The 26,450-nt window shown below is 65.0% G+C and carries 30 protein-coding genes; 19 read left to right on the top strand and 11 right to left on the bottom strand.

Features of this window, described 5'->3' with window-relative positions:
- The first annotated feature begins 17 nt into the window (after nucleotides 1-17).
- From GJV18_RS02235 to GJV18_RS02220, 4 genes are all read left to right on the top strand, one after another.
- Nucleotides 18-1,385 (top strand): glutamine synthetase family protein, encoded by a 1,368-nt coding sequence (locus tag GJV18_RS02235; RefSeq protein ID WP_160343095.1) that lies wholly within the window; start codon nucleotides 18-20, stop codon nucleotides 1,383-1,385.
- Nucleotides 1,386-1,488: 103 nt separating this feature from the next.
- Nucleotides 1,489-2,247, top strand: a complete 759-nt coding sequence (locus GJV18_RS02230; protein ID WP_160343094.1) for an SDR family NAD(P)-dependent oxidoreductase — start codon at nucleotides 1,489-1,491, stop codon at nucleotides 2,245-2,247.
- 56 nt (nucleotides 2,248-2,303) lie between these two features.
- Complete coding sequence (locus GJV18_RS02225) at nucleotides 2,304-2,792, top strand: acyl-CoA thioesterase (protein ID WP_160343093.1); 489 nt, start codon at nucleotides 2,304-2,306, stop codon at nucleotides 2,790-2,792.
- Nucleotides 2,793-2,821: 29 nt separating this feature from the next.
- Nucleotides 2,822-3,217: a DUF3301 domain-containing protein gene (locus GJV18_RS02220; RefSeq protein WP_160343092.1), complete on the top strand. Its 396-nt coding sequence runs from the start codon at nucleotides 2,822-2,824 to the stop codon at nucleotides 3,215-3,217.
- 19 nt (nucleotides 3,218-3,236) lie between these two features.
- Here the strand turns inward: GJV18_RS02220 and GJV18_RS02215 are convergent, their stop codons facing one another.
- Entirely contained in the window at nucleotides 3,237-4,115 is an 879-nt protein-coding gene (locus GJV18_RS02215) for an alpha/beta fold hydrolase (RefSeq protein WP_160343091.1), read from the bottom strand.
- Nucleotides 4,116-4,161: 46 nt separating this feature from the next.
- Nucleotides 4,162-5,127, bottom strand: a complete 966-nt coding sequence (locus GJV18_RS02210; RefSeq protein ID WP_160343090.1) for a CobW family GTP-binding protein — start codon at nucleotides 5,125-5,127, stop codon at nucleotides 4,162-4,164.
- A gap of 124 nt (nucleotides 5,128-5,251) precedes the next feature.
- Between GJV18_RS02210 and GJV18_RS02205 the strand changes: the two genes are divergently transcribed.
- Complete coding sequence (locus tag GJV18_RS02205; RefSeq protein WP_160343089.1) at nucleotides 5,252-5,602, top strand: NADH:ubiquinone oxidoreductase; 351 nt, start codon at nucleotides 5,252-5,254, stop codon at nucleotides 5,600-5,602.
- 1 nt (nucleotide 5,603) lies between these two features.
- Here GJV18_RS02205 and GJV18_RS02200 read toward each other — a convergent pair whose 3' ends face one another.
- The 4 genes from GJV18_RS02200 to dksA all read right to left on the bottom strand — a co-directional run bounded on the left by GJV18_RS02200 (nucleotide 5,604) and on the right by dksA (nucleotide 9,691).
- Entirely contained in the window at nucleotides 5,604-7,241 is a 1,638-nt protein-coding gene (locus tag GJV18_RS02200; RefSeq protein WP_160343088.1) for a sensor histidine kinase, read from the bottom strand.
- Nucleotides 7,242-7,416: 175 nt separating this feature from the next.
- Nucleotides 7,417-8,061: a DUF1826 domain-containing protein gene (locus GJV18_RS02195; RefSeq protein ID WP_160343087.1), complete on the bottom strand. Its 645-nt coding sequence runs from the start codon at nucleotides 8,059-8,061 to the stop codon at nucleotides 7,417-7,419.
- Complete coding sequence (gene zigA / locus GJV18_RS02190) at nucleotides 8,061-9,269, bottom strand: zinc metallochaperone GTPase ZigA (RefSeq protein WP_160343086.1); 1,209 nt, start codon at nucleotides 9,267-9,269, stop codon at nucleotides 8,061-8,063. Before zigA ends, GJV18_RS02195 begins: the two co-directional genes overlap by 1 nt.
- A 14-nt stretch (nucleotides 9,270-9,283) precedes the next feature.
- A complete protein-coding gene (gene dksA / locus GJV18_RS02185) occupies nucleotides 9,284-9,691 on the bottom strand; it encodes an RNA polymerase-binding protein DksA (RefSeq protein WP_160345935.1) in 408 nt (135 codons plus the stop codon).
- A gap of 91 nt (nucleotides 9,692-9,782) precedes the next feature.
- Between dksA and folE2 the strand changes: the two genes are divergently transcribed.
- The 12 genes from folE2 to GJV18_RS02125 all read left to right on the top strand — a co-directional run bounded on the left by folE2 (nucleotide 9,783) and on the right by GJV18_RS02125 (nucleotide 19,659).
- Nucleotides 9,783-10,679, top strand: a complete 897-nt coding sequence (gene folE2, locus GJV18_RS02180) for a GTP cyclohydrolase FolE2 (RefSeq protein ID WP_160343085.1) — start codon at nucleotides 9,783-9,785, stop codon at nucleotides 10,677-10,679.
- Nucleotides 10,676-11,347: a metal ABC transporter ATP-binding protein gene (locus tag GJV18_RS02175; RefSeq protein ID WP_160343084.1), complete on the top strand. Its 672-nt coding sequence runs from the start codon at nucleotides 10,676-10,678 to the stop codon at nucleotides 11,345-11,347. Before folE2 ends, GJV18_RS02175 begins: the two co-directional genes overlap by 4 nt.
- Before the next feature lie 41 nt (nucleotides 11,348-11,388).
- Entirely contained in the window at nucleotides 11,389-12,210 is an 822-nt protein-coding gene (locus GJV18_RS02170; protein ID WP_160345933.1) for a metal ABC transporter permease, read from the top strand.
- A gap of 10 nt (nucleotides 12,211-12,220) precedes the next feature.
- Nucleotides 12,221-13,093: a metal ABC transporter substrate-binding protein gene (locus GJV18_RS02165; protein WP_160343083.1), complete on the top strand. Its 873-nt coding sequence runs from the start codon at nucleotides 12,221-12,223 to the stop codon at nucleotides 13,091-13,093.
- Nucleotides 13,090-13,497, top strand: a complete 408-nt coding sequence (hisI, locus tag GJV18_RS18555; protein ID WP_160343082.1) for a phosphoribosyl-AMP cyclohydrolase — start codon at nucleotides 13,090-13,092, stop codon at nucleotides 13,495-13,497. The genes GJV18_RS02165 and hisI overlap by 4 nt, the downstream gene beginning before the upstream one ends.
- Complete coding sequence (yidD, locus tag GJV18_RS18550) at nucleotides 13,494-13,739, top strand: membrane protein insertion efficiency factor YidD (protein ID WP_218571953.1); 246 nt, start codon at nucleotides 13,494-13,496, stop codon at nucleotides 13,737-13,739. Before hisI ends, yidD begins: the two co-directional genes overlap by 4 nt.
- A complete protein-coding gene (locus GJV18_RS02150) occupies nucleotides 13,732-15,072 on the top strand; it encodes a dihydroorotase (protein WP_160343080.1) in 1,341 nt (446 codons plus the stop codon). Before yidD ends, GJV18_RS02150 begins: the two co-directional genes overlap by 8 nt.
- A gap of 35 nt (nucleotides 15,073-15,107) precedes the next feature.
- Entirely contained in the window at nucleotides 15,108-17,033 is a 1,926-nt protein-coding gene (thrS, locus tag GJV18_RS02145) for a threonine--tRNA ligase (protein ID WP_160343079.1), read from the top strand.
- On the top strand, nucleotides 17,027-17,608 hold the full coding sequence (locus GJV18_RS02140; protein WP_160343078.1) for a 6-pyruvoyl trahydropterin synthase family protein: 582 nt from the start codon (nucleotides 17,027-17,029) through the stop codon (nucleotides 17,606-17,608). The genes thrS and GJV18_RS02140 overlap by 7 nt, the downstream gene beginning before the upstream one ends.
- Before the next feature lie 39 nt (nucleotides 17,609-17,647).
- Nucleotides 17,648-18,130, top strand: a complete 483-nt coding sequence (locus tag GJV18_RS02135) for a GNAT family N-acetyltransferase (RefSeq protein WP_160343077.1) — start codon at nucleotides 17,648-17,650, stop codon at nucleotides 18,128-18,130.
- 136 nt (nucleotides 18,131-18,266) lie between these two features.
- Nucleotides 18,267-18,716, top strand: a complete 450-nt coding sequence (locus GJV18_RS02130; protein ID WP_407692328.1) for a ribonucleotide reductase subunit alpha — start codon at nucleotides 18,267-18,269, stop codon at nucleotides 18,714-18,716.
- Between the two features lie 94 nt (nucleotides 18,717-18,810).
- Nucleotides 18,811-19,659: a lipopolysaccharide kinase InaA family protein gene (locus GJV18_RS02125; RefSeq protein ID WP_160343076.1), complete on the top strand. Its 849-nt coding sequence runs from the start codon at nucleotides 18,811-18,813 to the stop codon at nucleotides 19,657-19,659.
- Between the two features lie 4 nt (nucleotides 19,660-19,663).
- Here GJV18_RS02125 and GJV18_RS02120 read toward each other — a convergent pair whose 3' ends face one another.
- The gene (locus GJV18_RS02120; protein WP_160343075.1) at nucleotides 19,664-21,574 is read right to left on the bottom strand and encodes a DUF2207 domain-containing protein; all 1,911 of its coding nucleotides are present in this window, start codon (nucleotides 21,572-21,574) and stop codon (nucleotides 19,664-19,666) included.
- On the bottom strand, nucleotides 21,571-22,140 hold the full coding sequence (locus GJV18_RS02115; protein ID WP_160343074.1) for a LemA family protein: 570 nt from the start codon (nucleotides 22,138-22,140) through the stop codon (nucleotides 21,571-21,573). Before GJV18_RS02115 ends, GJV18_RS02120 begins: the two co-directional genes overlap by 4 nt.
- A 104-nt stretch (nucleotides 22,141-22,244) precedes the next feature.
- Here GJV18_RS02115 and GJV18_RS02110 point away from each other — a divergent pair, with 104 nt between their 5' ends.
- Complete coding sequence (locus GJV18_RS02110; protein ID WP_160343073.1) at nucleotides 22,245-24,116, top strand: DUF294 nucleotidyltransferase-like domain-containing protein; 1,872 nt, start codon at nucleotides 22,245-22,247, stop codon at nucleotides 24,114-24,116.
- Nucleotides 24,113-24,820, top strand: a complete 708-nt coding sequence (locus GJV18_RS02105) for a 3'-5' exonuclease (protein WP_160343072.1) — start codon at nucleotides 24,113-24,115, stop codon at nucleotides 24,818-24,820. The genes GJV18_RS02110 and GJV18_RS02105 overlap by 4 nt, the downstream gene beginning before the upstream one ends.
- Here the strand turns inward: GJV18_RS02105 and GJV18_RS02100 are convergent.
- The 3 genes from GJV18_RS02100 to GJV18_RS02090 are packed head-to-tail and all read right to left on the bottom strand — an operon-like array spanning nucleotide 24,781 to nucleotide 26,381.
- Nucleotides 24,781-25,425: an SCO family protein gene (locus tag GJV18_RS02100; protein WP_160343071.1), complete on the bottom strand. Its 645-nt coding sequence runs from the start codon at nucleotides 25,423-25,425 to the stop codon at nucleotides 24,781-24,783. The two genes, GJV18_RS02105 and GJV18_RS02100, sit on opposite strands and share 40 nt — an antisense overlap.
- Complete coding sequence (locus GJV18_RS02095; RefSeq protein ID WP_218571952.1) at nucleotides 25,418-25,819, bottom strand: hypothetical protein; 402 nt, start codon at nucleotides 25,817-25,819, stop codon at nucleotides 25,418-25,420. Before GJV18_RS02095 ends, GJV18_RS02100 begins: the two co-directional genes overlap by 8 nt.
- Complete coding sequence (locus GJV18_RS02090) at nucleotides 25,809-26,381, bottom strand: hypothetical protein (RefSeq protein ID WP_160343069.1); 573 nt, start codon at nucleotides 26,379-26,381, stop codon at nucleotides 25,809-25,811. Before GJV18_RS02090 ends, GJV18_RS02095 begins: the two co-directional genes overlap by 11 nt.
- Nucleotides 26,382-26,450 lie beyond the last annotated feature (69 nt).

Raw genomic sequence — 26,450 nt, 5'->3', positions numbered from 1 at the left:
CCAGGTGAGAGACCACCATGCAATTCGCCAATCCCCAGGAAGCCCATGACTTCCTCGCCGCCCACCCGGAAGTGCGCAGCATCGAGCTGATGCTGATCGACGCCAACGGCATCCCCCGCGGCAAGCTGCTGCACCGTGACGAACTGCTGGCCATCTACGAGAACGGCCGGCCGCTGCCCAGCTCGATCCTGGCGCTGACCCTCCAGGGCGAGGACGTGGAAGAAAGCGGCCTGGTCTGGGAAGTCGCCGACGCCGACTGCTGGACCTACCCGCTGCCCGGCAGCCTAACCCTGCAACCCTGGCGCACCGTGCCCACCGGCCAGCTGCAGGTGAGCATGCACCCGACCCAGGGCCTGCCGGCCGCCCCGGCCGACCCCCGCCACGTACTGGTGCGCGCCATCGACCGGCTCAAGGCCGACGGCTACCACCCGGTGATGGCGGTGGAGCTGGAGTTCTACCTGCTGGACAAACAGCGCGACGCCAATGGTCGCCCGCAGCCGGCGCTGCAGATGAATGGCGTGCGCCCGCAGGCGCCGCAGGTCTACGGCGTGTACGAGCTGGAGCAGTTGCAGCCCTTCCTCGACGACCTCTACGTCGCCTGCGAAGTGCAGGGCCTGCCGGTGCGCACGGCGATTTCCGAATACGCCCCGGGCCAGGTCGAACTGACCCTGGAGCACCGCTTCGACGCACTGCAGGCAGTGGACGAAGGGGTGCGCTACAAGCGTCTGGTCAAGGGCGTGGCCAACAAGCACGGGCTGCAGGCCTGCTTTATGGCCAAGCCGTTCGGCGACCTGGCCGGCAGCGGCCTGCATATGCATGTGAGTTTGGCCGATGAGCACGGCAATAACCTGATGGCCAGCGAAGACCCACATGGCACCCCGCTGCTCAAGCACGCCATCGGCGGCATGATGGCCACGCTCAACGACGCACTGGCGATCTTCTGCCCCAATGCCAACTCCTACCGCCGCTTCCAGGCCAACAGCTACGCGCCGCTGGCCAAGAGCTGGGGGGTGAACAACCGCACCGTATCCTTCCGCGTCCCTGGCGGCCCGGCCAAGAGCCGGCATGTCGAGCACCGCATCTGCGGCGCCGATGCCAACCCCTATCTGGCAGCGGCGGCGATCCTCGCCGGCATCCATCACGGCATCAAAAACCAGATCGACCCCGGCGAGGAAATCATCGGCAACGGCTACGAGCAGGCCCGCGAAACCCTGCCCACCGACTGGCTGACCGCCCTGCGCGCGCTGGAAAGCTCCAGCTGGGCCAAGGATGCCCTGGGCGAGGGCTTCCTCAAGGTCTACCTGGCGATCAAATGGGCCGAATTCCGCCAGTTTATGGGTGAAGTCGGCGAGCAGGACTGGCGCTGGTACCTCACTCATGCCTAACCCGTAGGGTGCGCCGTGCGCACCGGGCTGCCTGCGCGGGGCTTGCGGTGCGCGCGGCGCCCCCTACGCAAGACACGATTCTTTTTGCATACGGAGCCTCGCCATGCCGCAACCCGTCGTACTGATCACCGGAGCCGCGGGTGGCCTCGGCCGCGCCCTGGCGCAACGCTTCCACCAGGGCAACTGGCGGGTGGCGGTAACCGATTGCAATGCCGCCGGGCTGACCCTGCTCGGCCATGAGCTGCCCCTGGCCGCCTCCATCAGCGCCGACCTGGGCAACGCCACGGCTTGTCGGGATGTGGTGGAGCGGGTTGTCGCCGGCTGCGGCCGCCTGGATGCCCTGGTCAACGCCGCCGGCATCTGGCGCGAAGGCCCGGTGGAAAGCTTCAGCGAGGCCGACTACGACCTGCTGATGGCGGTCAACCTCAAGGCGCCCTTCTTTATGTGTGCGGCGGCCATTGCCCATCTCAAGGAGAGCCGCGGCGCCATCGTCAATATCTCCAGCGACGCCGGGCGCCAGGGCAACCAGAACGCCGCCGCCTACTGCGCCAGCAAGGGCGGCCTGACCCTGCTCGGCAAGACCCTGGCGCTGGATCTGGCGCCCTTCGGTGTGCGCTGCAACACCGTCTCGCCCGGTGATATCGACACGCCGATGCTGGCCTTCCAGGCCGAGCGTTACGGCAACGGCGACCCCCTCGGCTATTACCGCAGCCTGCTGGACAAATATCCCCAGGGTGAGCAGGCGCGCTTTATCCAGCCGGCGGAAGTGGCCGAACTGGTGTACTTCCTCTGCCAGCCTGGCGCGGCGGCCATCACCGGCGCCGACCTGGCCATCGACATGGGGCTGTCGGCGGGCATCTGAGGTGTCTGTTAGGCTGTGGCATACGTCAGTGCGTAACCCCCCAGCCTGGAGCCTGCATGGAACCGATCAACGCCCAACTGACCATGACCGTCCTGATGACCCCGGACATGGCCAACTTCTCCGGCAATGTGCACGGCGGCACCCTGCTCAAGTACCTGGACGAGGTGGCCTACGCCTGCGCAAGCCGCTATGCCGGCAGCTATGTGGTGACCCTGTCGGTGGACCAGGTGATCTTCCGCGAACCCATCCATGTCGGCGAGCTGGTGACCTTCCTGGCCTCGGTCAACTACTGCGGGCGCACCTCCATGGAGATCGGCATCAAGGTGATCACCGAGAATATCCGCGAGCGCTCGGTGCGCCACACCAACAGCTGCTTCTTCACCATGGTGGCGGTGGATGAGCGCGGCAAGCCGGTGGCGGTGCCCCCCCTGCAACCCCAGACCCGCGATGGCCACCGACGCCAGTATCAGGCCGAGCAACGCCGGCAGATCCGCCAGGAACTGCAGCAGCGCTACCAGTCCCTCAATACCCCGGCGATGGACTAATATCGCCCTCCCGTACTGCGGATAGCCCCATGATCGAGCTGTTTGATGTCTTCCTGCTGATGCTCTTTGCCGCCGCCTGCGCCTGGCTCTGGCGCGGCCATGGCATCCGCGAGCGCGCCCTGCTGCTGGCCAAGCAGCATTGCGCCAAGCTGGATATCGAGCTGCTCGATGGCGCCGTGGCCCTGCGCCGGCTGGCCTGGCAACGTGATGCCCGCGGCCATCGACGCCTGGCGCGCCTGTACGACTTCGAGTTCACCGTGACCGGTGAACAGCGTCTGCGCGGTCAGATCAGCATGTTCGGTCAACGCCTGAGCAGTATCGAACTGCAGCCCCATCCGGTGCTCACCCCGCAGCCTGCGCCAGTGGCGACCCAGGGTCAGAGCCAGGTGGTCCAGCTGGAGCACTGGCGCAACAAGACCAATTAACGGGTCGTTTCAACAGCCCTCAGCCACGGGGCAGCAAAAAGGCGCTGATGCGCTCGGCTGCTGGCGCCGGCTGCTCCTGCATAAAGCAGTGCCCCCCGGGCAGCACATGGGCACTGACATGGGCATTGCCGGCGCACCAGCGCGCCACCGACTTGGCCACGAAGGGGTAACTGCGCTGGCCGTAAAGCACCTGGGTCGGCGTGCTGACCTTGGCCAGGGAGGGCCACAGGCGCTTGGGAAAGGAGCTGAAGATATCCGCCTCGCGACTGGGGCGGCATTTCAGCTCCACGCCCTGGTCGCTGTCCTTCAGCGCGTGCTGGATATAGGCGGCGAAGGCTTCCTCGGTCCAGCCGCGGAACATCCCGCGGCCATGCAGGGCGGCATGCGCGGCGGCGCGATCCGGCCAGCTGCTGCGGCGCTGCAACGCCTTGCTGGCCAGGGTATTGCGCCGACTCAGGCCGACCACATCGGACAACGCCATCACCCCGATCATGGCCGGGCTGAACAGCACCGGGTCGAGCAGCACCGCACGGCCAAACTGCTGCGGCTGCTGGGCCAGCATCAGGCTGGTCAGCACCCCGCCAAAACTGTGGCCCAGGGCAAAACGCGGCACCGCGCCGAAGATCGCGTTGCCGGCAGCAAAGGCCTCCAGGGCCAGCTCGGCGCTGCGGTTCCAACCGTGGAAGCGGCCGCCGTGATCGCTGTCACCATGGCCCTGCACATCACACAGCCACAGGTCGAAATCCTCGGCCAACAGCTGCAGCATGGGCGTATAGACCCGCCCACAGTAGCCATTGCCATGCAGAAAATGCAGCAGCGGTTTGCCCGAGGGCGGAGTGTGCCAGCCGCGCAGGGTAAAGCCGGCACTGCAGAGATAAGACCAGGGCAGCAGGGTCATGGGGCTATCCACAGAAAAGAGGCGGCCAGTCTAGCAAGAGTGGGCCTCAGGCCAGTAGACAGCGCAGCATGCCCGCCTGCAACGCCGCCTGATCCTGGGCCTCGGCGAAGATCAGCTCCAACCGCGAGTCCTTGCGCCAGAGGCTGGGCTGCCAGGCAAGCGGCTGATCGGCGAGGGCATTGGCCAACTGCCAGCCCTGCTCCGTGTGCAGCACCAGCTTGGCCCGGCGCCAGGGCAGACTGGCCAGCCACTGCTGCACCCGCGCCATATCGAAGCGCTGATCGGGGTGCCAGCGCCAGCCAATGCTCCAGCCCTCGGCCTGGGCCTGCACCTGGCAGATCGGCTGGTCAACGCGATGCCACAGCTGCGGCAAAGGCGCAGACGCTTCGGGAAGCGTGTCAGGATCGGCACCCGGCTCGACCTGGGCCTCCAGGCCCGGCAGCTCTGCAAGCGGCAACTGGCCCTGGCTGGTCCAGCGCTGCGGCACAGGCGGCAGCTGGCGCTGGATACGCGCCTTGTCCGCCTCACTCAGCCCTTCGGCCTTGTTCAGCAGCAAGAGCCCGGCTTCGCCCAGACAGGCCTGCTGGCTGTCCGGCAGGGCCTGGCCGGCAGCCAGGGTCTGGGCATCCAGCACCAGCACCAGCGGCTGCACCGCCAGCACCCCGGCCCAGGGCGGCTGACGCAGCTGCCTCAGGAGTTGCTGAGGGTGACCCAACCCGGACGGCTCAATCAGCAGGCGATCCGGTTTGGCCTGGCGCAGCAACCGGCCGAGGCCAACCTGAAAGGGCACACCGTTGATGCAGCACAGACAGCCGCCGGCCACCTCGCCCAGGGCGAAACCCTCGTCGTCCGTGGTCAGCAGGGCCGCGTCCAGGCCGATCTGGCCAAATTCGTTGATCAACACCGCCCAGCGCTCATGGGCCGGCCGCTGCGCCAGCAGGTGGTGGATCAGGCTGGTCTTGCCGGCACCCAGGGGGCCGGCGATCAGGTGGGTCGGGATATTTTTCAACATGGGCCTATGGTGCGGCTTTGCCCGCCGGCCGAGAACCCCCGGCGGGCGCAGACTGGATAAAAACAGCGTGCTAGAGTCGCCGCTTCTACCCCTCCAGCCGCTTTATGTATTGAGGAGGCCGCCGATGCGTGCCGTTCTGCTCCTGGGCTTATCCCTGTTATCCACCCTGGCCTGGGGTGAAGCCTGCGTGGTGCATAGCCAGGGCCAGCGCCTGGAGATCAAGGTATGCCAGCAGAACCGCAGCATTCCGCCCAACCTGTTTCGCAGCGGTTTCTGCCAGCCGCAGCTGCAGGGGCAGAAGGTCGAGGTGGAGTTCCTCGAACAGTGTCCCATCGGCGCCTTCGGCGTCTGCCGCAATGCCACGGTAAGCGGTCTGTACCGGCAGGATATCCACTATTACGGTGTTGCCAGCGACGCCACCTACCTCAAGCCCTACTGCGAGCAGCAGAGCAAGGGCGTGTGGATGAGCTACTGACTTATTCGCACAGCGGCAACTCAAAGTAGAAGGTCGTTCCCTCGCCCACCCGGCTGTCAAAAGCGATCCGGCCATCCATGCGCTCCAGTAACTGGCGCGTAATGGCCAGCCCCAGACCTGTGCCACCCTTGCTTCGCGTGCTGGAGCCATCGGCCTGGGTAAACTTCTCGAACACCCGGGCCTGAAACTCCGGCGCTATGCCACAGCCGTGATCCTGAACGCTGACTCTGACCCACCCCTCATGCACCTGAATATCCACCTCCACCTGGGCGCCACTGGGAGAAAACTTGGCCGCATTGGAGAGCAGGTTGTTCAGCACCTGCTCCAGGCGCAACTCGTCGACCCTTACCTGGGCATCCGCCTGGCTGATCAGCTTGAGCTGCACCTTATGTTGCGCGGCATAGCCCTGGTTGTTACGCACGGCCATTTCGACCAGCGGCCGCAGCGCCATGGGCTGTAAATTGAAATCCATCTTGCCCGCCAGCAGCTTCTCCATATCCAACAGATCATTGATCAGTAAAGCCAGTTGCTCGCTGTTCTGCCGGGCGATCTCCAGCATCTGTCGAGCCTTGTCCGGCAACTCGCCCAGCACACCGCCGCCGATCAGCCCCAACGCTCCATTTATGGATGTCAGCGGCGTACGCAACTCATGGCTGACTGTGGAGACAAACTCGCGTTGCATCCTGGCCAGGCGCTGTTCCTCGGAAATATCTTCGACCATGGACCAGATCTGCCGATGGCCCTGGGCATTCTTCAACAGCAATCCTTTCACCCTTACCGGAAAGCGGCTGCCGTCCTTACGGCACAACTCCTTCTCGTAAGGACCGAAGCGCCCCTGATCCAGTAACAGGCTCAACTGCTGCAGTTCCTGAGCCTCGTATTCGCGAGGTGTCAGTTGCCAGTAATCGAGCTGGAGAAACTCCTCCTGGCTGTAGCCGCTGTCCCACAGTAACTGCTCATTGACCTCCAGAAAGCGGCCTGTTTTGACATCACTCAGGGCGATGCCGATCGGCGACAGCTCGAACAATCCCCGCAAACGGGCTTCATTGATCTGCAGGGCCTGAGCCTGCTGCTTGAGGTGCTGCACCAGGGCCGAACCCACATAGCCGATGCAGGCACTGAACAAGCCTATGACCAGGGCCATGACCACCCAGACAGCAGGCTGTTGACTGTAGGCCTGGTAATCATGGATCTGCAGGGGCAAACCCTGCTGGGTAGCCAGCAGGGCGAAGGCAAACACCCAGAGCAGAATCAAGCCGCTGAGCAGCAACACCGCACGAGGCGTGGCGAATAACCCGACCAGAAAAGCCAGGAACATCAGAAAACCGCGGGACTCGGCAACAGGGCCCAGCTGCAGGGTCGAGGGAGTGACGAACAAAAAGAACACCAGCCCCAGAATCACCAGGCGCCGTGCAATTGAAAGGCGTTCACGCAACAGAACAATGGCCCAGACCAGCAGGCAGGCCAGCAACTGCAGCACCATAAACGGCTGCCAGCCCATAAAGCTGGCACGCCAGAGCGACACCAGCAAGGCCGGTAAAGACATCAACGCCATAATCAGCACGATATTGCCGAATACACGCTGGCTTAGCTGCTCGAATGACTCTTGCGAATGTCCCGCACGCACCCAAAGCTGCATCCCGCCAACCTCCACCGAGAGACTCGTACCGTACAACTGGGAGACAAGAGTAAGAGAGAACAGCGGATGCACGTCAATCGGGATATGTCGCTAACCGGTAAACGCCTTTTCTTCCGATGCTGATCGACCTGTCAAAGGGAGCTTAGGACAGACTGGCTCCCCTGCCCAATCCCCGTCAGGCCAGCCAATCCAGCGTCATCAACAACCGCCGCTCACCGGCCGGCGGTTGCGGCGAGCGATGAATCAACCCGCCACCCTCATTACCAATCCATTTCTCGCCCTTGGCCAGCAGCACATGGCCGGCCTCGGCACGCTGGATCAGGCTCGGATCGCTGGGTTCGGCGGCAGGCTCACCCAGCCGCCGACGCGCCATCAGGCCCTCTGCCAGCCACTCGCTGCCGACCCCGGCATAGCTGGTAATCAGCCGTACCGGCACATGGTCGACGTGAAAGCGCGGGCACATGGCTTTGTCCAGGATGCGCAGGCGCAGACCGATGCGTTTGGCGTCGAACAGGCAGGCAAAGGCGCTGACCAGCCAGCTGACGTCCTGCAAGAAGGCCGCCTGGCCCGGCAGATCGCTGTAGCCATCAACCAGGCCACTCAGGCTCGGTTCGCTCTCCGGGCTGGCCAGCTCCAGCACCATGGATTGCCCCAGCGGCTCGCCCTGGGCCAACAGGGCATTGGCAAAGTCGCTGATCTGCGCGGGTAGCTGACGTTGCCACAGCGCCAGGTTGACGTGATCGCGCAGCACCTCGCCGAATACATCGATCTGCTCGCTGGCGATCTGCTGCAGCGGTTGGCGCAACACCTGCGCGAGCATCAGGCCGCCTCCTCATGCCAGGGGCCGAAGGGGTCGGGCAGCGCCAGCCAGGCCTCCACCCCCGCGGCCATTTCCGCATCGGTCAGCAGGCAGGCATCCAGCTCGGCCGTGAGCCGGGCGAAGTCGATGTGCTGACCGATAAACACCAATTCCTGGCGGCAATCGCCGACCTCGGCACGCCAGTGTTTCATGATGGCCTGCAGGCCTTCCTCGTCGGTCGGCCACTGCGCCTTGGGCACAAAGCGCCACCAGCGCCCGGCAAATCCATGGCGCATCAGGCCACCGGCCTGGGACCAGCTGCCGGCTTCCTGGTACTTGCTGGCCAGCCAGAAGAAACCCTTGCTGCGCAGCAGGCGGCCATTACTCCATTCGCGGTTGATAAAGTTGAAGAAGCGCTCGGGATGGAAGGGCCGACGCGCCCGGTACGCCGTGGAGGCGATGCCGTATTCCTCGGTCTCCGGCACATGCTCACCGCGCAGTTCCTTGAGCCAGCCCGGGGCCTGCGCCGCGCGCTCGAAATCGAAACGGCCGGTGTTGAGGATCTTTTCCAGCGGCACCGCGCCCATGGCCATGGGGATGATCTCGGCGTGGGTATTGAGGCCCTTGAGGATGGCCAGCAGCTCTTCGCGCTCGGCGCTGCTGATCAGGTCGATCTTGCTGATCAGCAGCACATCGGCGAACTCCACCTGCTCGATCAGCAGATCGGTGATCGAGCGCTCGTCCTCCTCGCCCAGGGTTTCGCCACGGCTGGCCAGGCTCTCGGCCTCGTGGAAATCGCGCAGGAAATTCACCCCGTCGACCACGGTGACCATGGTGTCCAGGCGCGCCAGATCGGCCAGGCTCTGGCCGTCTTCACCGCGGAAAGTGAAGGTTTCCGCCACCGGCAGCGGCTCGGAAATGCCGGTGGACTCGATCAGCAGGTAGTCGAAACGACCATCCCGGGCCAGGCGGCCGACTTCTTCCAGCAGGTCTTCGCGCAGGGTGCAGCAGATGCAGCCGTTGCTCATTTCCACGAGCTTTTCTTCGGCGCGGTTCAGGCTGACATCACGCTGAACTTCGCTGCCATCGATATTGATTTCGCTCATATCGTTGACGATCACCGCCACTTTCAAACCCTGGCGGTTTTTCAGGATGGCATTGAGCAAGGTGCTTTTACCGGCGCCGAGAAAGCCGGACAACACGGTTACGGGTAGGCGTTCTGGGGTCATGTTCGGGTCCTCGTTCAGTCACGGTCACGCTGGTGTTTTTCGCGCTGTTCCTGGCGCTCCTTGGCCTCGATGCACAGGCTGGCGGTGGGGCGCAGCAGCAGGCGTTTGAGGCCTATCGGCTCGCCGGTTTCCCGGCACCAGCCGTACTCGCCGCGGGCCAGGCGGTCGAGGGCCTCGTCGATCTTGTCCAGCAGCTTCTTCTCCCGCTCCAGCAGGCGCAGCTGCCACTGCCGCTGTTCCTCGGCACTGCCGATATCGGCCGGGTCGCTGCTGGTATCACGCTCGCGCAGGCCTTCGAACTCATCGGCAATGCGCGCCTGCAACTCGGCGCGCTGGCTGAGCAGCAAGGCGCGGAAGAACTGCTGCTGGGCGTCGTTCATATAGTGATCGGCTGGCTGGGCCAGCAGATCGTCCTGGGTAATCGGGCTCGTGCTCATCGGGTGAATTCACTGGTATGCGATTGCAATTGTTATAACATAACATTTGTCGCCACTTTCATGCTCAGGATTTCTGATGAACGCCCTTACCCTGCCGGATATCGCCAGCCAGGCGAGCCACCACGAACAGCGCCTGGACTGGGTTGGCATGGGCGAAATCGCCCTGCCCGTGCTGCTGGCCGGCCAGCGCATCAACGCCCGTGCCAGCGCCGGGGTCAGCCTGGACGACAGCGCTGCCCGCGGTATCCATATGTCACGGCTGTATCTGGCGCTGCACAGTCTGGAATCGCACAACCTGACCCTGGCCTTGCTGCAACAGCTGCTCAGCGAGTTTCTGCACAGCCACGCCGGGCTGTCGCAACGGGCCAGCGTGACCCTCAGCGGTGAAGCCTTGTTGAGCCGCCCGGCCCTGGTCAGCCCCTTGTCGGGATGGAAGGCTTACCCCTTCGAAGTGCGTGCACGCCAGGATGCATGGGGGTTTCACGTGGAACTACAGGTGCAGGTGGCCTATTCCTCCACCTGCCCCTGCTCGGCGGCCCTGGCCCGCCAGCTGATCCAGCAGCAGTTCGCCCAGGACTTCGCCGGCCAGCCGCTCAGCCATGAACAGGTGCTGGCCTGGCTCGGCTCGGCCCAGGGCATAGTCGCCACCCCACACAGCCAGCGCAGCACCGCCACCCTGCAGGTACGCCTGCACGGCGACTGTGCCGAGCTGCCGCTGGTCGAGCTGATCGACAGCGCCGAACAGGCCCTGGGCACGGCCGTGCAAACCGCGGTCAAGCGCGCCGACGAGCAGGCCTTTGCCCTGGCCAACGGGCAGAACCTGATGTTCTGCGAAGACGCCGCCCGCCGCCTGCATAGCGCCCTGCTGGCGCAGCCGGGCCTGAGCGCCTTCGCCCTGCGGGTGGTGCATGCGGAAAGCCTGCATGCCCACGACGCCATTGCCGAAAGCCGCTGGAACTGGAGCCCGGCATGATCCACTGCCACAACCTGCAATGGGGCCCTGCCGGCCAGCCGCTGACCCCGCCGCTGAATCTGTACCTGGCCCGCGCCAGCCTGACCGGGGTGATCGGCGGCAACGGTTGTGGCAAAAGCAGCCTGCTCAAGGTGATTGCCGGCATCGCCCGGCCCTTGCGCGGCCATATCGAGCTGAGCGTCGCGCCGCTGGGCGGGGTCGCCTACCTGGTGCAACAGCAGGCGCTGGATCGGCAGTTCCCGATCACCCTGCAGGATCTGGTCAGCGCCGGGTTATGGCGCAGCCGCCTGAGTCGGCCGCAACGTCAGGCGCGGCTGGAGCAGGCATTGGCCGACTGGGGCCTGAGCGCGCTGGCACAGCACAGTCTGCAGGCCTTGTCCGGCGGCGAATTGCAGCGCGCCCTGCTCGCCCGCCTGAGCCTGACCGATGCGCAGATTCTGCTGCTCGACGAGCCGGAAGCCGCGCTGGATGAACCGGGCCTGGCCCTGCTCTGGCAGCACATCGCCCGCTGGCAGGCTGAGGGCCGCACGCAGATTATCGTCAGCCATGCCCTCAGCCATATGAGCCAGCACCTGGATAACGCCCTGCTGCTGTCGCGCAGCGGCTGCATCTTCGCGCCGATTCGCGAGCTGATCGGCCAGCACTCGGCTCTGGAGCAGGTGGCGTGAGCCTGGAGCTGCTGTGGAGCCCCTTTGTCGATTTCGCCTTTATGCGCCGCGCCCTGCTGGGCGGCGCGGCCCTGGCGATCAGTGCGGCACCACTGGGTGTGTTTCTGCAGTTGCGGCGTTTAAGCCTGATGGGTGACGCCATCGCCCACGGCATCCTGCCTGGCGCGGCGCTGGGCTTCTGGCTGTATGGCCTGAGCCTGCCGGCGCTGACCCTGGGTGGCCTGGTCGCCGGCCTGGGCATGGCCGGGCTGGCCGCCTGGGTGACGCGGCGCACCGGCCTGCGCGAAGACGCCAGCCTGGCTGCCATTTACCCGATCTCCCTGGCCAGCGGTGTATTGCTGCTGGGCCTGGCCGGCAACAAGCTGGATCTGCTGCACCTGCTGTTCGGCTCGGTGCTGGCCGTGGACCCGCCAACCCTGAACGGCATGCTGCTGGTGTCCATCGGCAGCCTGCTGCTGCTCGCCCTGATCTACCGCTGGTTGCTGCTGGACAGCCTCGACCCGCTGTTTCTCGCCGGGGTCAGCCGCTTCGGGCCGCTGGCCTACGGGCTGTTTCTCGCCCTGGTGGTGCTCAACCTGGTGGTCGGTTTTCAGGCCATCGGCGCGCTGATGGTGGTCGGCCTGATGATGCTGCCAGCCGCCGCCGCCCGCTTCTGGAGCCGTCACCTGCCGCGCTTGTTACTGCTCGCCGCCGGCATCGGCGCGAGCTGCGTCTGGCTCGGTCTGCTGCTGTCCTACTACGCCAACCTGCCGAGCGGCCCGTGCATCGTGCTGCTCGCCGGCCTGGCCTACATCAGCTCCGTCGTGTTCGGCCCACAAAATGGGCTGCTGCGCCGCCCACCCCGTTTATCTCCAGCACCATAAGGAACCCACCATGCGCATCCTGATTGCCTTGCTGACCTTGAGTTTTGCCCTGTTCACACACGCCCAGGACAAGCTCAAGGTCGTCACCAGCTTCAGCATTTTGGCCGACATTACCCAGAATATCGCCGGCGATCGCATAGTGCTGCGCAATCTGGTCGGTGCCGATGCCGACGCCCACGTCTACCAGCCCAGCGCAGAGGATGCCAAAGCGCTGTTCGCCGCCGACCTGATCATCGCCAACGGCCTGGGCTTCGAGCCCTGGCTGGCGCGCCTGATCGCCAGCAGCGAAGCGCCCGGCACGCGCATCGATGCCAGCAGCGGGGTGCTGCCGCTGATGCTCGATGAAGACGGTGAAAAGGTTCCCGATCCCCATGCCTGGCAGAACCTGGCCAATGCCGAAATCTATGTACGCAACATCGCCAAGGCGCTGAGCCAGCTCGATCCGGCCAATGCACAGCATTACGCCTACCGCAGCGAGGCCTATATCAGCCAGATTCGCGCCTTGCTGAGTGAGGCCCGTGCCAGCCTGGGCCAACTGCCGCCGGCGCAGCGCAGCATCATCGCCAGCCATGACGCCTTCGCCTACCTGGGCCAGGCCTACGGCCTGAAATTTGTTGCGCCGCAGGGTTTGAGCACGGCCGATGAGCCCTCTGCCGCCGAGGTGGCTGCGCTGATCCGGCAGATTCGCGCCGACGGGGTAAAAGCCGTTTTCGTCGAGAACATCCGCGACCCGCGCCTGATCCAGCAGATCGCCAGCGAAGCCGGGGCCCAGGTCGGCGGTACCCTGTACTCCGACGCCCTGGCCAGCGAGGGGCCGGCCAGTACCTACCTGGGCATGTTCAAGTACAACCTCGACACCCTGCTGGCCGCGCTCAAGCCATGAACCTGTGGCTGCAACTGGAACAGGCCGGGCTGGGCGACAGCCGCCCCCTGGCAGAGGTGCTGGACGCCATGCCCTGGAATGCCGACGGCCTGATCGCCGCCATCGCCCAGCAGCACGACAGCGGCGAGGTGCTGATGCTGGCCTGGGTCAACCGCGCCGCCCTGGAAGAAACCCTGAGCACAGGCCAGGTCTGCTACTGGTCGCGCTCACGCCAGCAGCTATGGCGCAAGGGCGAAACCAGCGGCCACCGCCAGCGCCTGGTGGAGGCGCGCCTGGACTGCGACGGCGACGCCATTCTGCTGCTGGTCGAGCAGCAGGGCCCGGCCTGCCACACCGGTCGACCCAGCTGCTTCTACAACGCCATCCGCGACGCGCGGGTGTGCGTGATCAGCGTGCCGCAATGAAAAGCCTGCTACTGAGCCTGGTGCGGCTCTACCAGTACCTGATCAGCCCATTGCTCGGGCCACGCTGCCGCTTCCACCCCAGCTGTTCGCACTACGCCATCGAAGCGCTGCAAACCCACGGCGCATGGCGCGGCAGCTGGCTGGCCGTGCGCCGCTTGTTGCGCTGCCACCCCTGGCATCCGGGCGGCTACGACCCGGTGCCGCCCATCCATCGCTGCAATCAGGAACATCCCCATGACTGATCTGCTGATTCGCAACGCCCGCCTGGTCAACGAAGGCCGCGAATTCGACGCCGACCTGCTGGTGCGCCACGGCCGCATCGAAACCATCGCCAGCAGCCTGAGCGGCATAAATGCCAAGGTTGAGATCGACGCCGCCGGGCAGTACCTGCTGCCGGGCATGATCGACGATCAGGTGCACTTCCGTGACCCCGGCGCACCGCACAAAGGCAGCTTCGCCACGGAATCCCGCGCGGCGGTGGCCGGCGGTATCACCAGCGTGATGGACATGCCCAACACCAACCCGCCGACCCTGACCCTGGAAGCACTAGAAGCCAAGGAGCGGCGCGCGGCCAACTGCTCCATGGCCAACTATGGTTTTCACTTCGGCGTCAGCCAGGAAAACCTCGACATCGTCGCCGCACTGGCCCCCAACCGGGTGGCGGCGGTGAAGGTGTTCATGGGCGCCAGCACCGGCAATATGCTGGTCGACGACCTGCCCTCGCTGGAGCGGTTGTTCCGCGACTGCCCCACCATTCTGCTGACCCATTGCGAATACACCCCACGCATCCGCGAACGTGAACAGCAGTGGCAGGCGCAGTACGGCGAGCAGATCCCGGCCGACCAGCACCCGCTGATCCGCGATGCCGAGGCCTGCTACCAGTCCTCCAGCCTGGCCGTGAGCCTGGCGCGGCGCTTCGATACCCAGTTGCACGTGCTGCACATCACCACCGCCCGCGAGCTGAGCCTGTTCCAGCCGGGCCCGCTGGCCGGCAAGCAGATCACCGCCGAGGTCTGCGCCCATCACCTGTATTTCGATGACCGCGACTACGCGGCGCTGGGCCACCTGATCAAGTGCAACCCGGCGATCAAGACCCAGGCCGACCGCGACGCGCTGCGCCAGGCCCTGCTCTGCGGCCGGCTGGATATCATTGGCACCGACCACGCGCCACATACCCTGGAGGAGAAGCAGCGGCCCTACCTGCAGGCGCCCTCCGGCCTGCCGCTGGTACAGCACGCCCTGCCATCCCTGCTGGAGCTGGTGGCCGACGGCCAGCTGCCCCTCACCACCCTGGTGGAGAAAACCAGCCACGCCGTGGCACAGCGCTTTGCCATCGAGCAGCGCGGCTACCTGCGCGAAGGCTACTGGGCCGACCTGTGCCTGATCGAACGCCTGGCCGAGCCACGCCCGGTTGCCGCCGACCCGATCCTCGCCCACTGCGGCTGGACACCCTTCCAGGACCGCGCCTTCCGCCATGCCGTGCGCAGCACCGTCGTCTCCGGCCAGCTGGCCTGGCACGAAGGCCAGCTGCACAACGATTGCCAGGGGCTGCCGCTGCGCTACCAGCGCGGCTGAGCGCCCCGTTAACCGAACCTGATTAGAGACCCCCTATGCCCAGCATTACCCTGCCCGACGGCAGCCAGCGTCAGTATCCCCAGCCCCTGAGCGTCGCCGAGGTGGCCGCCGATATCGGCCCCGGCCTGGCCAAGGCCGCATTGGCCGGCCGCCTGGATGGCCGCCTGGTGGACACCAGCGCACTGATCGAAAACGACGCCCAGCTCAGCCTGATCACCGCGCGCGACCCCGAGGGCGTGGAGCTGCTGCGCCACTCCTGCGCGCACCTGCTGGCCATGGCGGTCAAGCAGCTGTACCCCAGCGCCCAGGTGACCATCGGCCCGGTGATCGAGGACGGCTTCTACTACGACTTCGCCTTCGAACGCCCCTTCACCCCGGATGACCTGGCGCTGATCGAGGCGCGCATGACCGAGCTGGCCGCCGCCGACCTGCCGGTCAGCCGCCGCGAGCTGCCACGCGACGCCGCCATCGCCCACTTCGAAGCCCAGGGCGAGCACTACAAGGCCGAGCTGATCCGCGACATTCCGGCCGGCGAAGTGCTGTCGCTGTACCGCCAGGGCGAGTTCGAAGACCTCTGCCGCGGCCCGCATATTCCGCGCACCGGCCATCTGCAGGCGTTCAAGCTGACCAAGGTGGCCGGTGCCTACTGGCGCGGCGATGCGAAGAACGCTGCGCTGCAGCGCATCTACGGCACCTGCTGGGCCACGCCGAAGGAACTCAAGGCTTATCTGACCCACCTGGAAGAAGCCGGCAAGCGCGACCACCGCAAGCTCGGCCCGCAGCTCGACCTGTTCCATTTCGACGACTGCGCCCCGGGCTCGGTGTTCTGGCACCCCAAGGGCTGGACCCTGTTCCAGCAGTTGATCGGCTACATGCGCCAGCAGCAGGACGCCGCCGGCTATGTCGAGGTCAACACCCCGGACGTGATGGACCGCAGCCTGTGGGAAACCTCCGGGCACTGGTTCAACTACCGCGAGGCCATGTTCACCACCAGCACCGAGGACGAGCGCGTGTTCGCCCTCAAGCCGATGAACTGCCCCGGCGCCGTGGCGCTGTTCGCCCGTGGCCTGAAGAGCTACCGCGACCTGCCGCTGCGTATGGCCGAGTTCGGCAAGGTGCACCGCTACGAGCCCTCCGGCGCACTGCACGGCCTGTTGCGCGTGCGCCACTTCACCCAGGACGACGCGCACATCTTCTGCACCGCCGCGCAGATGGAGCAGGAGTGCGCCGACACCATCGCCCTGGTGTTCGCCATCTACCGCGACTTCGGCTTCAACGAGGTGGCGGTCAAGCTCTCCACCCGCCCGGCCAACCGCATCGGCAGCGACGCCACCTGGGATCAACTGGAAGGCGCGCTGTCCGGCGCACTGCAACGGATGAACATCGACTACCAGCTCAACCCCGGCGAAGGCGCCTTCTACGGGCCCAAGCTGGAATTCGTCCTGCGCGACGCCATCGGCCGCGACTGGCAGTGCGGCACCCTGCAGGTGGACCTCAACCTGCCCGAGCGCTTCGATATCAGCTACGTCAACGAGCAGGGCGAACGCGAACGCCCGGTGATGCTGCACCGCGCCCTGTTCGGCTCACTGGAGCGCTTCACCGGCATACTTATCGAGCACTACAGCGGCCTGTTCCCGCTGTGGCTGGCGCCGCAGCAGGCCGCCGTGCTGACCATCAGCGAAGGGCAGAACGACTATGCCCGCCAGGTGCTGGCCCGCCTAAAGCGCGCCGGTTTGCGTGCGGCGGCGGACCTGCGCAACGAGAAGATCGGCTACAAGATTCGCGAAGCCACCCTGCAGAAAGTGCCCTACCTACTGGTGATCGGCGAGCAGGAAAAGGCCGAAGGCTGCGTCACCCTGCGCAGCCGCGCCGGCGACAACCTCGGCAGCCTGACGCTCAATGATCTGGTCGAGCGGCTGAGCACTGAGGCGCGCATGCCCGGTCAGGAGCCGCCATGCTGATCCGCAAGCTGTTCAAGTTCGAGAGCGCGCATATCGTGCGCGGCTGCAGCAGCCGGCTCTGTTCGCGCTCGCTGCATGGCCATTCCTACAAGATAGAAGTATTGCTGGAGGCCCATGCCCTGGATAACGGCCAGATGGTCTATGACTTCGGCCTGCTCAAGGGCGATGTGCGCGACCTGATCGACGCCTTCGACCACGCCGTGACCTTCTGGGATGGCGACGACGCCGACTATATCGCCAGCTGCCAGCGCTTTTCCGAGCGCTGGATCAGCCTGCCGGTATCACCCAGCGCCGAGCAGTTCTCGCGGGTGATCTTCTGCCTGGTGGACGGCCTGCTGCAGCTCACCGAGATGGTCAACGGCGAACAGGACGTGCGCCTGCACTCGGTGATCGCCCACGAAACCGACACCGGCTACGCCCAGTGCTTTCGCGAGGATGCCTACAACCCGCGTATGGTCGCGTTCGAGCTGGGGCAGATTGTCTTCGCCGAGCGCATCCGCCAGGAATGGGGCGACCCACAACTGTTCCAGCGTTTGCTGGATGGGCACGCCAGACGCAACCCACAACAGGTCTAAAGGGCTAAACTGACAGGCGACTATAACGGGTCAACCACCATGAGCACTGTCACCCCCCTGTTGCGCCCCTACCAGCCTGACGACCTCGACGCCCTGCTCGTCTTGTTCAATGCCTCGGTGCAGCAACTTGCCGCCAGCCACTATGACCAGACACAACGCCGAGCCTGGGCGCCCGAGTCAGTGGACAGGCAGGCCTGGGCCAGGCGTCTGGCCGCCCAGCAGGTGCTGCTGGGCGAATGCCAAGGCCAGATGGCCGGCTTTATCGGCTTCGACCTGGACGGTCATATCGACCTGCTGTTCAGCCACCCCGAGCATGCCCGCCAGGGCGTGGCCCAACGCCTCTACCAGGCCGCCGAGGCCGAACTGCGCGCCGCCGGCGTCAGCCTGCTGCACACCGAAGCCAGCCTGTTGGCCCAGCCCTTTTTTGCCCGCCAGGGTTTTGTTGTGGTGGAGCAGCAAGAGGTGCAACGCGGCGATGTCAGCCTGCCGCGGGCGCTGATGCACAAAGCACTGAGCGGCTAGCCTGTAGAACGGCGTCCCGACATCAACCGCGAGCGCGGCACTGCCAGCATCGCCCGCTTGAGTCCGTACGGCAGCTGCGACCTGGCAAAGCCCCGAAGGCATACACCTTTGGGGATATGGTCGACAGCTGGTCAGCATGGCAGTGTGGTGTTCAGCCCATGCCACCCCGGACCCACCCGTCATGCATATCCACGACTTCGCCGACCTGCTCAGCGCCGCCCAAGCCCAGCCCGAACCCCAGCGTCTGCTGCTGGTATTCGCCCGCGCCGAGCTGCCGGAGGATGCCAGCGAGGCTGAGTGTGAGGCCTTCGCCCAAGGCCAGGGCGGCGCGCTCAAGCCGGTGCTGTGCGTGGATAAACTGCCCACCGAGTTGGCGGACTTCACCAGTCTGTGTGCCGAGGCCGAGCGTACCGGCCAGACCTGGGACCTGCTGTTCGCCGCCGGCCTCAGCGGCCGCGCAGGCCAGGCGCCGAGCAGCGATGAAGCCGAGCAACCGCTGCGCATGATGGTCAGCGCCATCGAGGCCGGCAGCATTGGCAGCTTTATCGCCTTCGACCACAGCGGCGAGCCCCTGAGCCTGTACTGAGAGCATTCTCATTCAACCAACAGTATGGCTTGTTCATCCCAAGGGAAACTCTGAGAATACCCGTCTAGACCACTACCCCTGCAAGGTTGCATACATGCTTTCCTACCTGAAGGAACTGGCCAAGATATTTCCCGTCCAGGCGCAGTTGCACAGAATGCACTTGTTCGGTCGCGAGGCTGATGCCGAGCAGTTACTCCAAAGCCTGCACAAACAGCTTAGCCATCACTCCCATGACAAGCGTCGAATAGCCGAGGCTATGGATGATCAATATGCCCATCTGTTTCTAAAAAGCGCCGTCATTAACGGCTGGCGTACACGCATGCGTCTGACCCTCGGTTTACGGCGCAGTGAGCGCAAGGGCGGTGGCTACGAACGCGCGGTAGAAGAGTTGATCAATGCTGTACAGGCTCACCAGCGTGGCATCCCCACACCTCGAATTATCGCCTTCGGTTACAACCTCACTGTAATGGGCTGGGTCAGTGAGCTGTTTATCGTCAGCGAAAATCTGGCCGACCACATCAATGGGGAGAAATGGCTGGCCAGCCCCAGCCATGACCCACAAGAATTTGCCCGCCAAGCCACCGCCCTGATTGCCCAAATGGTCGGTGCGGATGTCATGCACCTCGATACCTGGGCAGCCAATTTCATGGTACCTGCAGATACCAGCTGCCCCTTGCAAGTGATTGATTTCGAGAACTGCCTGATCGGCACGCGCGGAGATGCTGCTGCCGCACTGGGTACTCAGTTTGGCTTGCTCTACCGCATTACTCTGCAGCGCTTCATCAGCGAAGCGGAATTTGATCAACTGGTCATGGACAAGTGCCCCACAGCCCCAGCGGCACGTGACACCTTTCTGACGAGTTATGCCCATGCAAAACAGCACAGCATGTCACGTAAAGAAGTGCGGCAGATTGTCTTGTCAGGCCGTGTAATACGAACCTAAGCCACTACCAGCCGCCGCCACCACCACCGCCACGCCCGCCACCGGACGAACCGCCCCCCGAGGATCCGCCGGATGACGAACTGGAGGGTGGCCGCGAGGTGCTGGCCGTGGCGCGGCTGAGACCGCCGGCCAGGCTGCTGCCCAGGGCCTTGGCCGACAGTGGTTCGCGGCTGCGGTACCAGCGTGGCTGATAGTCGCGCTGCGCCGGGTCGATCAGGCCGCTGGCCAGGGCCTCACTGAAGCGCGCCGTCCACTGTTCTTCCACCCCCAGGGCCATGGCGTAGGGCAGATGCTGCTCGTAAAGGGCGATGCTCATGGCGGGCGCCGCGCCGGCCCGGGCCAGGCTGTCACCCTCGGCCAGCTGCAGGTAGTTGCGGTAGCCCTCCAGCTGGTCGAGCAGGCGCCGGCCCTCCTGGGTCGGCGCCGGCAGGAGAAAGAAGAACAGCAGCACCAGCAGCACATAGGCCGCCAGCAACAGCAGCACCCAGGAATTGACCACCTCGGTGAGCAACCACAGGCCCACCGGGGCCGGCCAGAGAAACATCAAGCCGGCCAGGCTCATAAATAGCCGGCTCTTCCAGCTCGGCTGCCGCCAGGCCATCACCAGCATGCCCAGGGCCGGACCACCAAAGGCCAGGGCGAACAACAGGCCGGCAAAGGCCTGGCCCATCTCATCGCCACTGTGCAGGCTGAAAAACAGCATCAGCCCGCAGCCCAGCAGCGCCCACAACAGGCCCAGGGTCCAGCGTCCGTAGTTGCGACTGAACCACTGCTTGCCGGTGTCCAGCAGCAGGCTGGTCAGCTCGCTCAGCCCTTCACCCAGGCGTGACTGATAGCTGCCCCCCAACTGCAGCGGCGGCGCTTCGGCGTTGGCGAATACCGTATTGAGCCAGGCCTGCTCCTCACGCCAGGGCTGCCCTTCGCCACTACGGCTGAGCGAGTAACGCCCCTTGCGGGCATCATCCTCCAGCTGCAGACGCCCACCGATGGCCAGTTCGGTGATGCTGATGGCCAATGCCCTGGCCGAATCGAAGCCCTTGCTGAAACCTTTATGCCAGAGATAACCGGCGCAGGCCGGCCCCATGCCCTCGGGCGGAGCGAACAGCGGAATGATCAGGCCCTTGCGCGGATCACGTCCCAGCTTCCACCAGCTGCGCAGGTAGAACAGCAGCAGCCCCAGCAGCAGCCCGCCCCCCAGGGCCAGCCCCAGGTTATCGCGCAGGCCCTGCAGGGCCTGTTCTTCGGCACTGGGTCGTGCCACCAGACCCGCCGGCCAGTCCAGGGCGATGGTCAACCCCTGGTAAGGCGCCAGCGGCGCGGTGGTGCGCAGGCCGAATCGCGCCTCCTCCAGCACCAGCAACTCATGGGCTTGGCCCTGCTCGCCGGCCGCCCCGGTATAGGCGGCCCAGTTCTGAATCCGCGCCCCGGCGGGTAACTGCACCTCTACCGAGGCCGCCCGGATGGGAAAGCTCCAGCCATTGCCGGTGACGTTCCAGTACAGCTCGTCGCGTTCCGGGTGATGCAGCAGCTGGCGCTCGGTGCGGTAGCGCAGCTGGTACTCATAGCGCCCATCATTGAGCAGATGGTTCGCCGAGCCCAGGTAATAGCGCCGATAGGCGCCCAGGTTCTCTTCATGGAAAGGCTCGGGCCGACCATCGCGTAGGACCTCCAGCAGCTCGATGGGGGCATGCGCCTCAAGGCCGGAATCCAGCTGGTAGCGCACCGGCAGGTCGCGGTAGATGCCGCGGCGGATTTCCTGGCCCCGGGCCTGCACGCTGATGCGCTCAGTCACCAGCAGGCTGCCGTCGCGCTGCACCTCGATCCGTACGCTGAAATCCTCGATCAGCTCTTCAGCCAGGGCCGCAGGTGCCAACAGGCACAGCACCAGCAGCACACAAGCTCGCCATCCCTTCATCCTTTCCACTCCATTTGCGGCGGGCGCCCCTCGGCGCTGTCGTCCAGGGCGAAATACTCGGCCTCGGCAAAGCCGAACAACCGCGCCACCAGGTTGCTCGGCACCGAGTGCACGCGCACATTGAGTTCACGCACCGCGCCGTTGTAATAACGCCGGGCCATCTGGATATGCTGCTCGACCTCACTGATGTTGCGCTGCAGGTCGAGAAACTGGCCATCGGCCTTGAGCGTCGGGTACTGCTCGACCAGGGCGAACAGCTGGCGCAACTGGCTGCCCAGGTGCGCTTCCACCGGCGCCCGCTGGCCCAGGGGCGAATCGGCCAGTTGCACCGCCCGCGCCCGCTCCTCCACCAGCGCCTGCAGGGTCGCCTGCTCATGCTGCATGTAGTGGCGCACACACTGCACCAGCGCCGGAATCAGACTAGCGCGGCGCTTGAGCTGCACATCGATGCCGCTGGCGGCCTCGGCCACCCGGGCACGATCGGCTACCAGTCGGTTGTAGTAAAAGATCAGCCCGGCGGCCAGCAGCACCAGCACGCCCAACAGCCAGAATCCCAACCCTTGCATCGCCTTTCCTTGCGCTGAAATTGACTAAAACCCTAGCAGGCCGCGAGCAACATGGCGCCATTCACGCTATGGTCTGCCCTGAACCCGCACTGACGAGAGAGCCGATGCAGATCGAGTTACTGGAGATCCGCGACCACCTCAACCGTTTCCCGCCCTTCGACAACCTGCCCGAAGACAGCCTGGATGCCATCGCCCGCCAGGTCGAGGTGGCCTACTTCAAGGCCGGCACCGACATCCTCCTGTACGGCGCGCCCATCCATGAGCTGCACTATGTGCGCAGCGGCGCGGTGGAGATCTACCGGCGCAGCGGCGAGCTGTACAACCGCCTGAGCGAGGGCGATATCTTCGGCCAGGCCGGCCTGCTGCGCAGCAACAAGGTGCGGTTTCCGGCCCGGGCCATCGAGGATAGCCTGATCTACTTTATCCCCGGCGCCCTGTTCGGCCAGCTCTGCGAGCAGTTCGACAGTTTCGCCGAGTTCGTCGAGGCCGAGGGCCAGTCGCGGCTCAAGTCGGCGGTGGAGAGCCAGGGCAAGGCCAGCGGTCTGATCCAGCTCAAGGTGCGCAAGCTGCTCGGCCGCGCGCCAGTCTGCGCCAGCCAGGACACCCCGGTGCAGCAGGCCGCGCAACTGATGACCGAACAGGGCGTGTCCTCCCTGGTGATCATCGACACACCCCCCGCCGGGCAGGCCGCCGCGATGGTCGGTATCCTCACCGACCGCGATCTGCGTACCCGGGTGCTGGCCGAGGGCCTGCCTGGCAGCACCCCGGTCAGCCAGGTGATGTCGCCCAACCCCGTCACCATCCAGGCCGACGACAGCGTGTTCGAGGCCATGCTGTGCATGCTGCGGCACAATATCCATCACCTGCCGGTGGTGCAGCGGCGCCGCCCGATTGGCCTGATCAACCTGACCGACATCATCCGCTACGAGTCGCAGAGCAGCCTGTCGCTGGTCAATTCCATCTTCAACCAGAGCGACGTGGCCGGCCTGCAGAGCCTGCTGCCGGACCTGCGCGGCACCTATGTGCGCATGGTCAACGACCAGGCCACCGCCCATATGATCGGCAGCGCCATGGCCGGCATCGGCCGCGCCTTTATCCAGCGCCTGCTGGAGCTGGGCGAACAGCAGCTGGGCCCGGCGCCGGTGCCCTACTGCTTTATGGTGGCCGGCTCCATGGCCCGGGACGAACAGCTGCTGGTCACCGACCAGGACAACGCCCTGGTGCTCGATGACCGCTTCGACCCGGCCCAGCACGACGCCTATTTCGCCGCCCTGGCCCAGTTCGTCAGCGATGGCCTGGCCGCCTGCGGCTACAGCTACTGCAAGGGCGGGATCATGGCCAGCAACCGCCAGTGGCGCCAGCCGCTGCGGGTCTGGCGCGAGTATTTCAGCCAGTGGATCGAGCAGCCCAAGCCCCAGGCCCTGCTCAACAGCTGCATCTTCTTCGACCTGGACGGCGTCTACGGCGAAATCGAACTGGTGGACAACCTCAAGGAGCTGCTGGCGGACAAGGCCAGCGCCAGCCCGGCCTTCCTCGCCGCCCTGGCGCGCAATGCACTGAACCGCACGCCACCGCTGGGCTTCTTCCGCACCTTTGTCATGGAAACCGACGGCCAGCACCGCCATATCATCAACCTCAAGGGCCGTGGTACCGCGCCGCTGACCGACCTGATCCGCGTGCACGCCCTGGCCTGTGGCTCCAGGGCGCAGAACTCCCTGGAGCGCCTGGACGATATCGGCAAGACCAAGCTGCTGCAGCCCGAGGCCCTGGCCCAGCTGCGCTATGCCCTGGAGTTCCTCAGCATGGTGCGCATCCGCCACCAGGCCCGCGCCATCGAGGACGGCCTGGAGCCGAACAACTACATCGAGCCGGACAAGGTCTCCGCCAGCGAACGGCACAACCTCAAGGAAGCCTTTGGCGTGCTGAGCAATGCGCAGAAATTCCTGCGCTTTCGCTACCCGGGGCAGCCCGGATGAGCGCAACCCCGCCCCTCGACTGGGCGGCACACTTCGCCAGGCTGGCGGACAGCGCCCGCGACCCGCGCCTGCAGGCCTATTACCGCGCCGGCGCCCCGGCCGCCGACACGCCCCTGAACGAGCTGCCGCTGCTGGCCCTGGATGTGGAAACCACCGGCCTCGACCCGCAGCAGCACGCCATCGTCAGCCTTGGCCTGGTGCCCTTCGACCTGCGTCGCATCCGCTGCGCCGAGGCGCGCTACTGGGTGGTCAAGCCCAGCAGCGAACTGAGCAGCGAGTCGGTCACCTACCACCACATCACCCACAGCGATATCCGCCACGCACCCGCGCTGGGGCAGATCCTCGACGAGCTGCTGACGGCCATGGCCGGCCGGCTTATGGTGGTGCATTACCGCAATATCGAGCGTGGCTTTCTCGACCAGGCCCTGCGCCAACACCTGGGCGAGGGCCTGAGCTTTCCGCTGATCGACACCATGGAACTGGAGGCGCGCCTGCACCCCAAGCGCCAGCCCGGCTGGCTGGGCAAGCTGCTGGGCCGCCAGCCCACCTCCATCCGCCTGGCCGACAGCCGCCTGCGCTACAACCTGCCGCCCTACACCGCCCACCATGCCCTGAGCGACGCCCTGGCCACCGCCGAACTGCTGCAGGCCCAGGTGGCGACCCACTACTCAGCGGCTACAACCGTGGGCGAGCTGTGGAGCTGAAACGCCTCGGCCTCGAACCTGGCTGTCAGTGCTCGGGCCACGCTGCACATATCGGCATCCGCACGGAAGCGCCCACGAAACTGTCCATCAGGATCAATGATCGAAAAACCCGTGGAATGGGCCACCCGATAGTCATCCGGGTCTGCTGAAACCTTGAAGCGAGCGCCCAAGGCTCTGGCCAAGGTCGTCAGTTGCGCTTCATCTCCCGTGACACCGAGAAAAGCCGGGTCAAAGTGCCTGACAAACCGCCCCAAATCAGCCGGCGTATCTCGCCCTGGATCAACAGACACAAAGACGTAGGCAATCTCCGCTTCACCGATCCGATCAGGCAAGCCTCCCGCCAGCCTGGCCATTTGCCCCAACCCCGCCGGACAGATATCGGCACAGTGCATAAAGCCAAACAGCACAAGGCTCCAGCGCCCGCTCAGTGCGCTGTTGGCAAAGGCGCCCTGTTCGGATTCAAGCCGGAAACCCGGCACGCTGCGTGGTGCTTCCAGCCACTCGATGGCTTGCGACGCAATCGGCCTGGGGGCAACGAACGCCAGTACGGCGCCCAGCGCAAGCGCCAGACTCAACAGTGCAGCCGCAATAACCGGCTTACTCACCTTGCTGCGCCTTGGCGCTGTGATACAGCAACCCCAGGGCAAGCAACGCTGGCAGTGTCACACCGGCAAAATCCTCAAGCAGCGATGCAGGCCCACAGATACCGACCAGTACCTCCCATATGTGGAACAGTGCATGACCCACCAGCCAGGCGGTGGGCACCGCCCAGAGGATCAGCCGCTGTGCTGGGTAAAGCGCCCCGCAGACAAAAGCCGCACCGATCAGCATGTAGTTGATGCCGATATCCCGTAAAAAATGCTGATTGAACGGCCCTCGCTCCGGCACACCCGGCACCAGCCAGTACCAGGTCTCGGGGGCGAGGGTCATAAAGGCGCCGTTGACCAGCGCGGCCAACCCCAGCACCAACGCCAGGCCGGTGGAACATCTAGCCAACACGGGCAGTATCCTCCGCCGACACGGCATTGCGCGTGGGTACGAGCGAGGATTCGTTGACCTGAATCCGGCTGCAGGCCTTGCCATATCCCAGGGCGTATTTCAGTGCCGGATAGACCCGATAGGCGCTGATGGCATAGCCAATGGAGATAAGCCCCTGAGTGCCCCATAAAGCGACTATCTTTTCTCGCAAGTCATCCGCTTCAGGGCTATGGGCCAATACACAGTCAGTAAACTGCACCACCCAGGCAATCTCTTCAGGCAGCTTGTGCAGGTCTTTATCGATAATGGCCCGCACAATACGGGCGTCTATCTTGGCCTCCAGCGCCATATCCACCACCAGTTGGGTACAGGGCCCGCAGTCATCCCAGATAATCGCGCGAATCCGCGCGGCATACAGGGGTTCTGCAGGCAAACCGGCCGAGTGCGCGGCCATGGTCTGAAAGCCCATGAACTTTAGATAGGCGCCTAAGTCGGCTTGCAAGATATCCTGCTGATAACGAACGTCATAGTTATAGCGCTTCTTCATCGTCAGCAGCATTTTATTAAAGGCGTAGCGAATCATTAAGCTCACCGCTTTATTTAGGGATAAATATTTTTAAGTACGGGCACAGAGATAACTAGCGCCCGTGTC

It is taken from the genome of Pseudomonas xionganensis, assembly GCF_009763245.1.
Classification (GTDB): Bacteria; Pseudomonadota; Gammaproteobacteria; order Pseudomonadales; family Pseudomonadaceae; genus Aquipseudomonas; species Aquipseudomonas xionganensis.
This window is presented reverse-complemented; position numbering and strand designations above follow the sequence as displayed.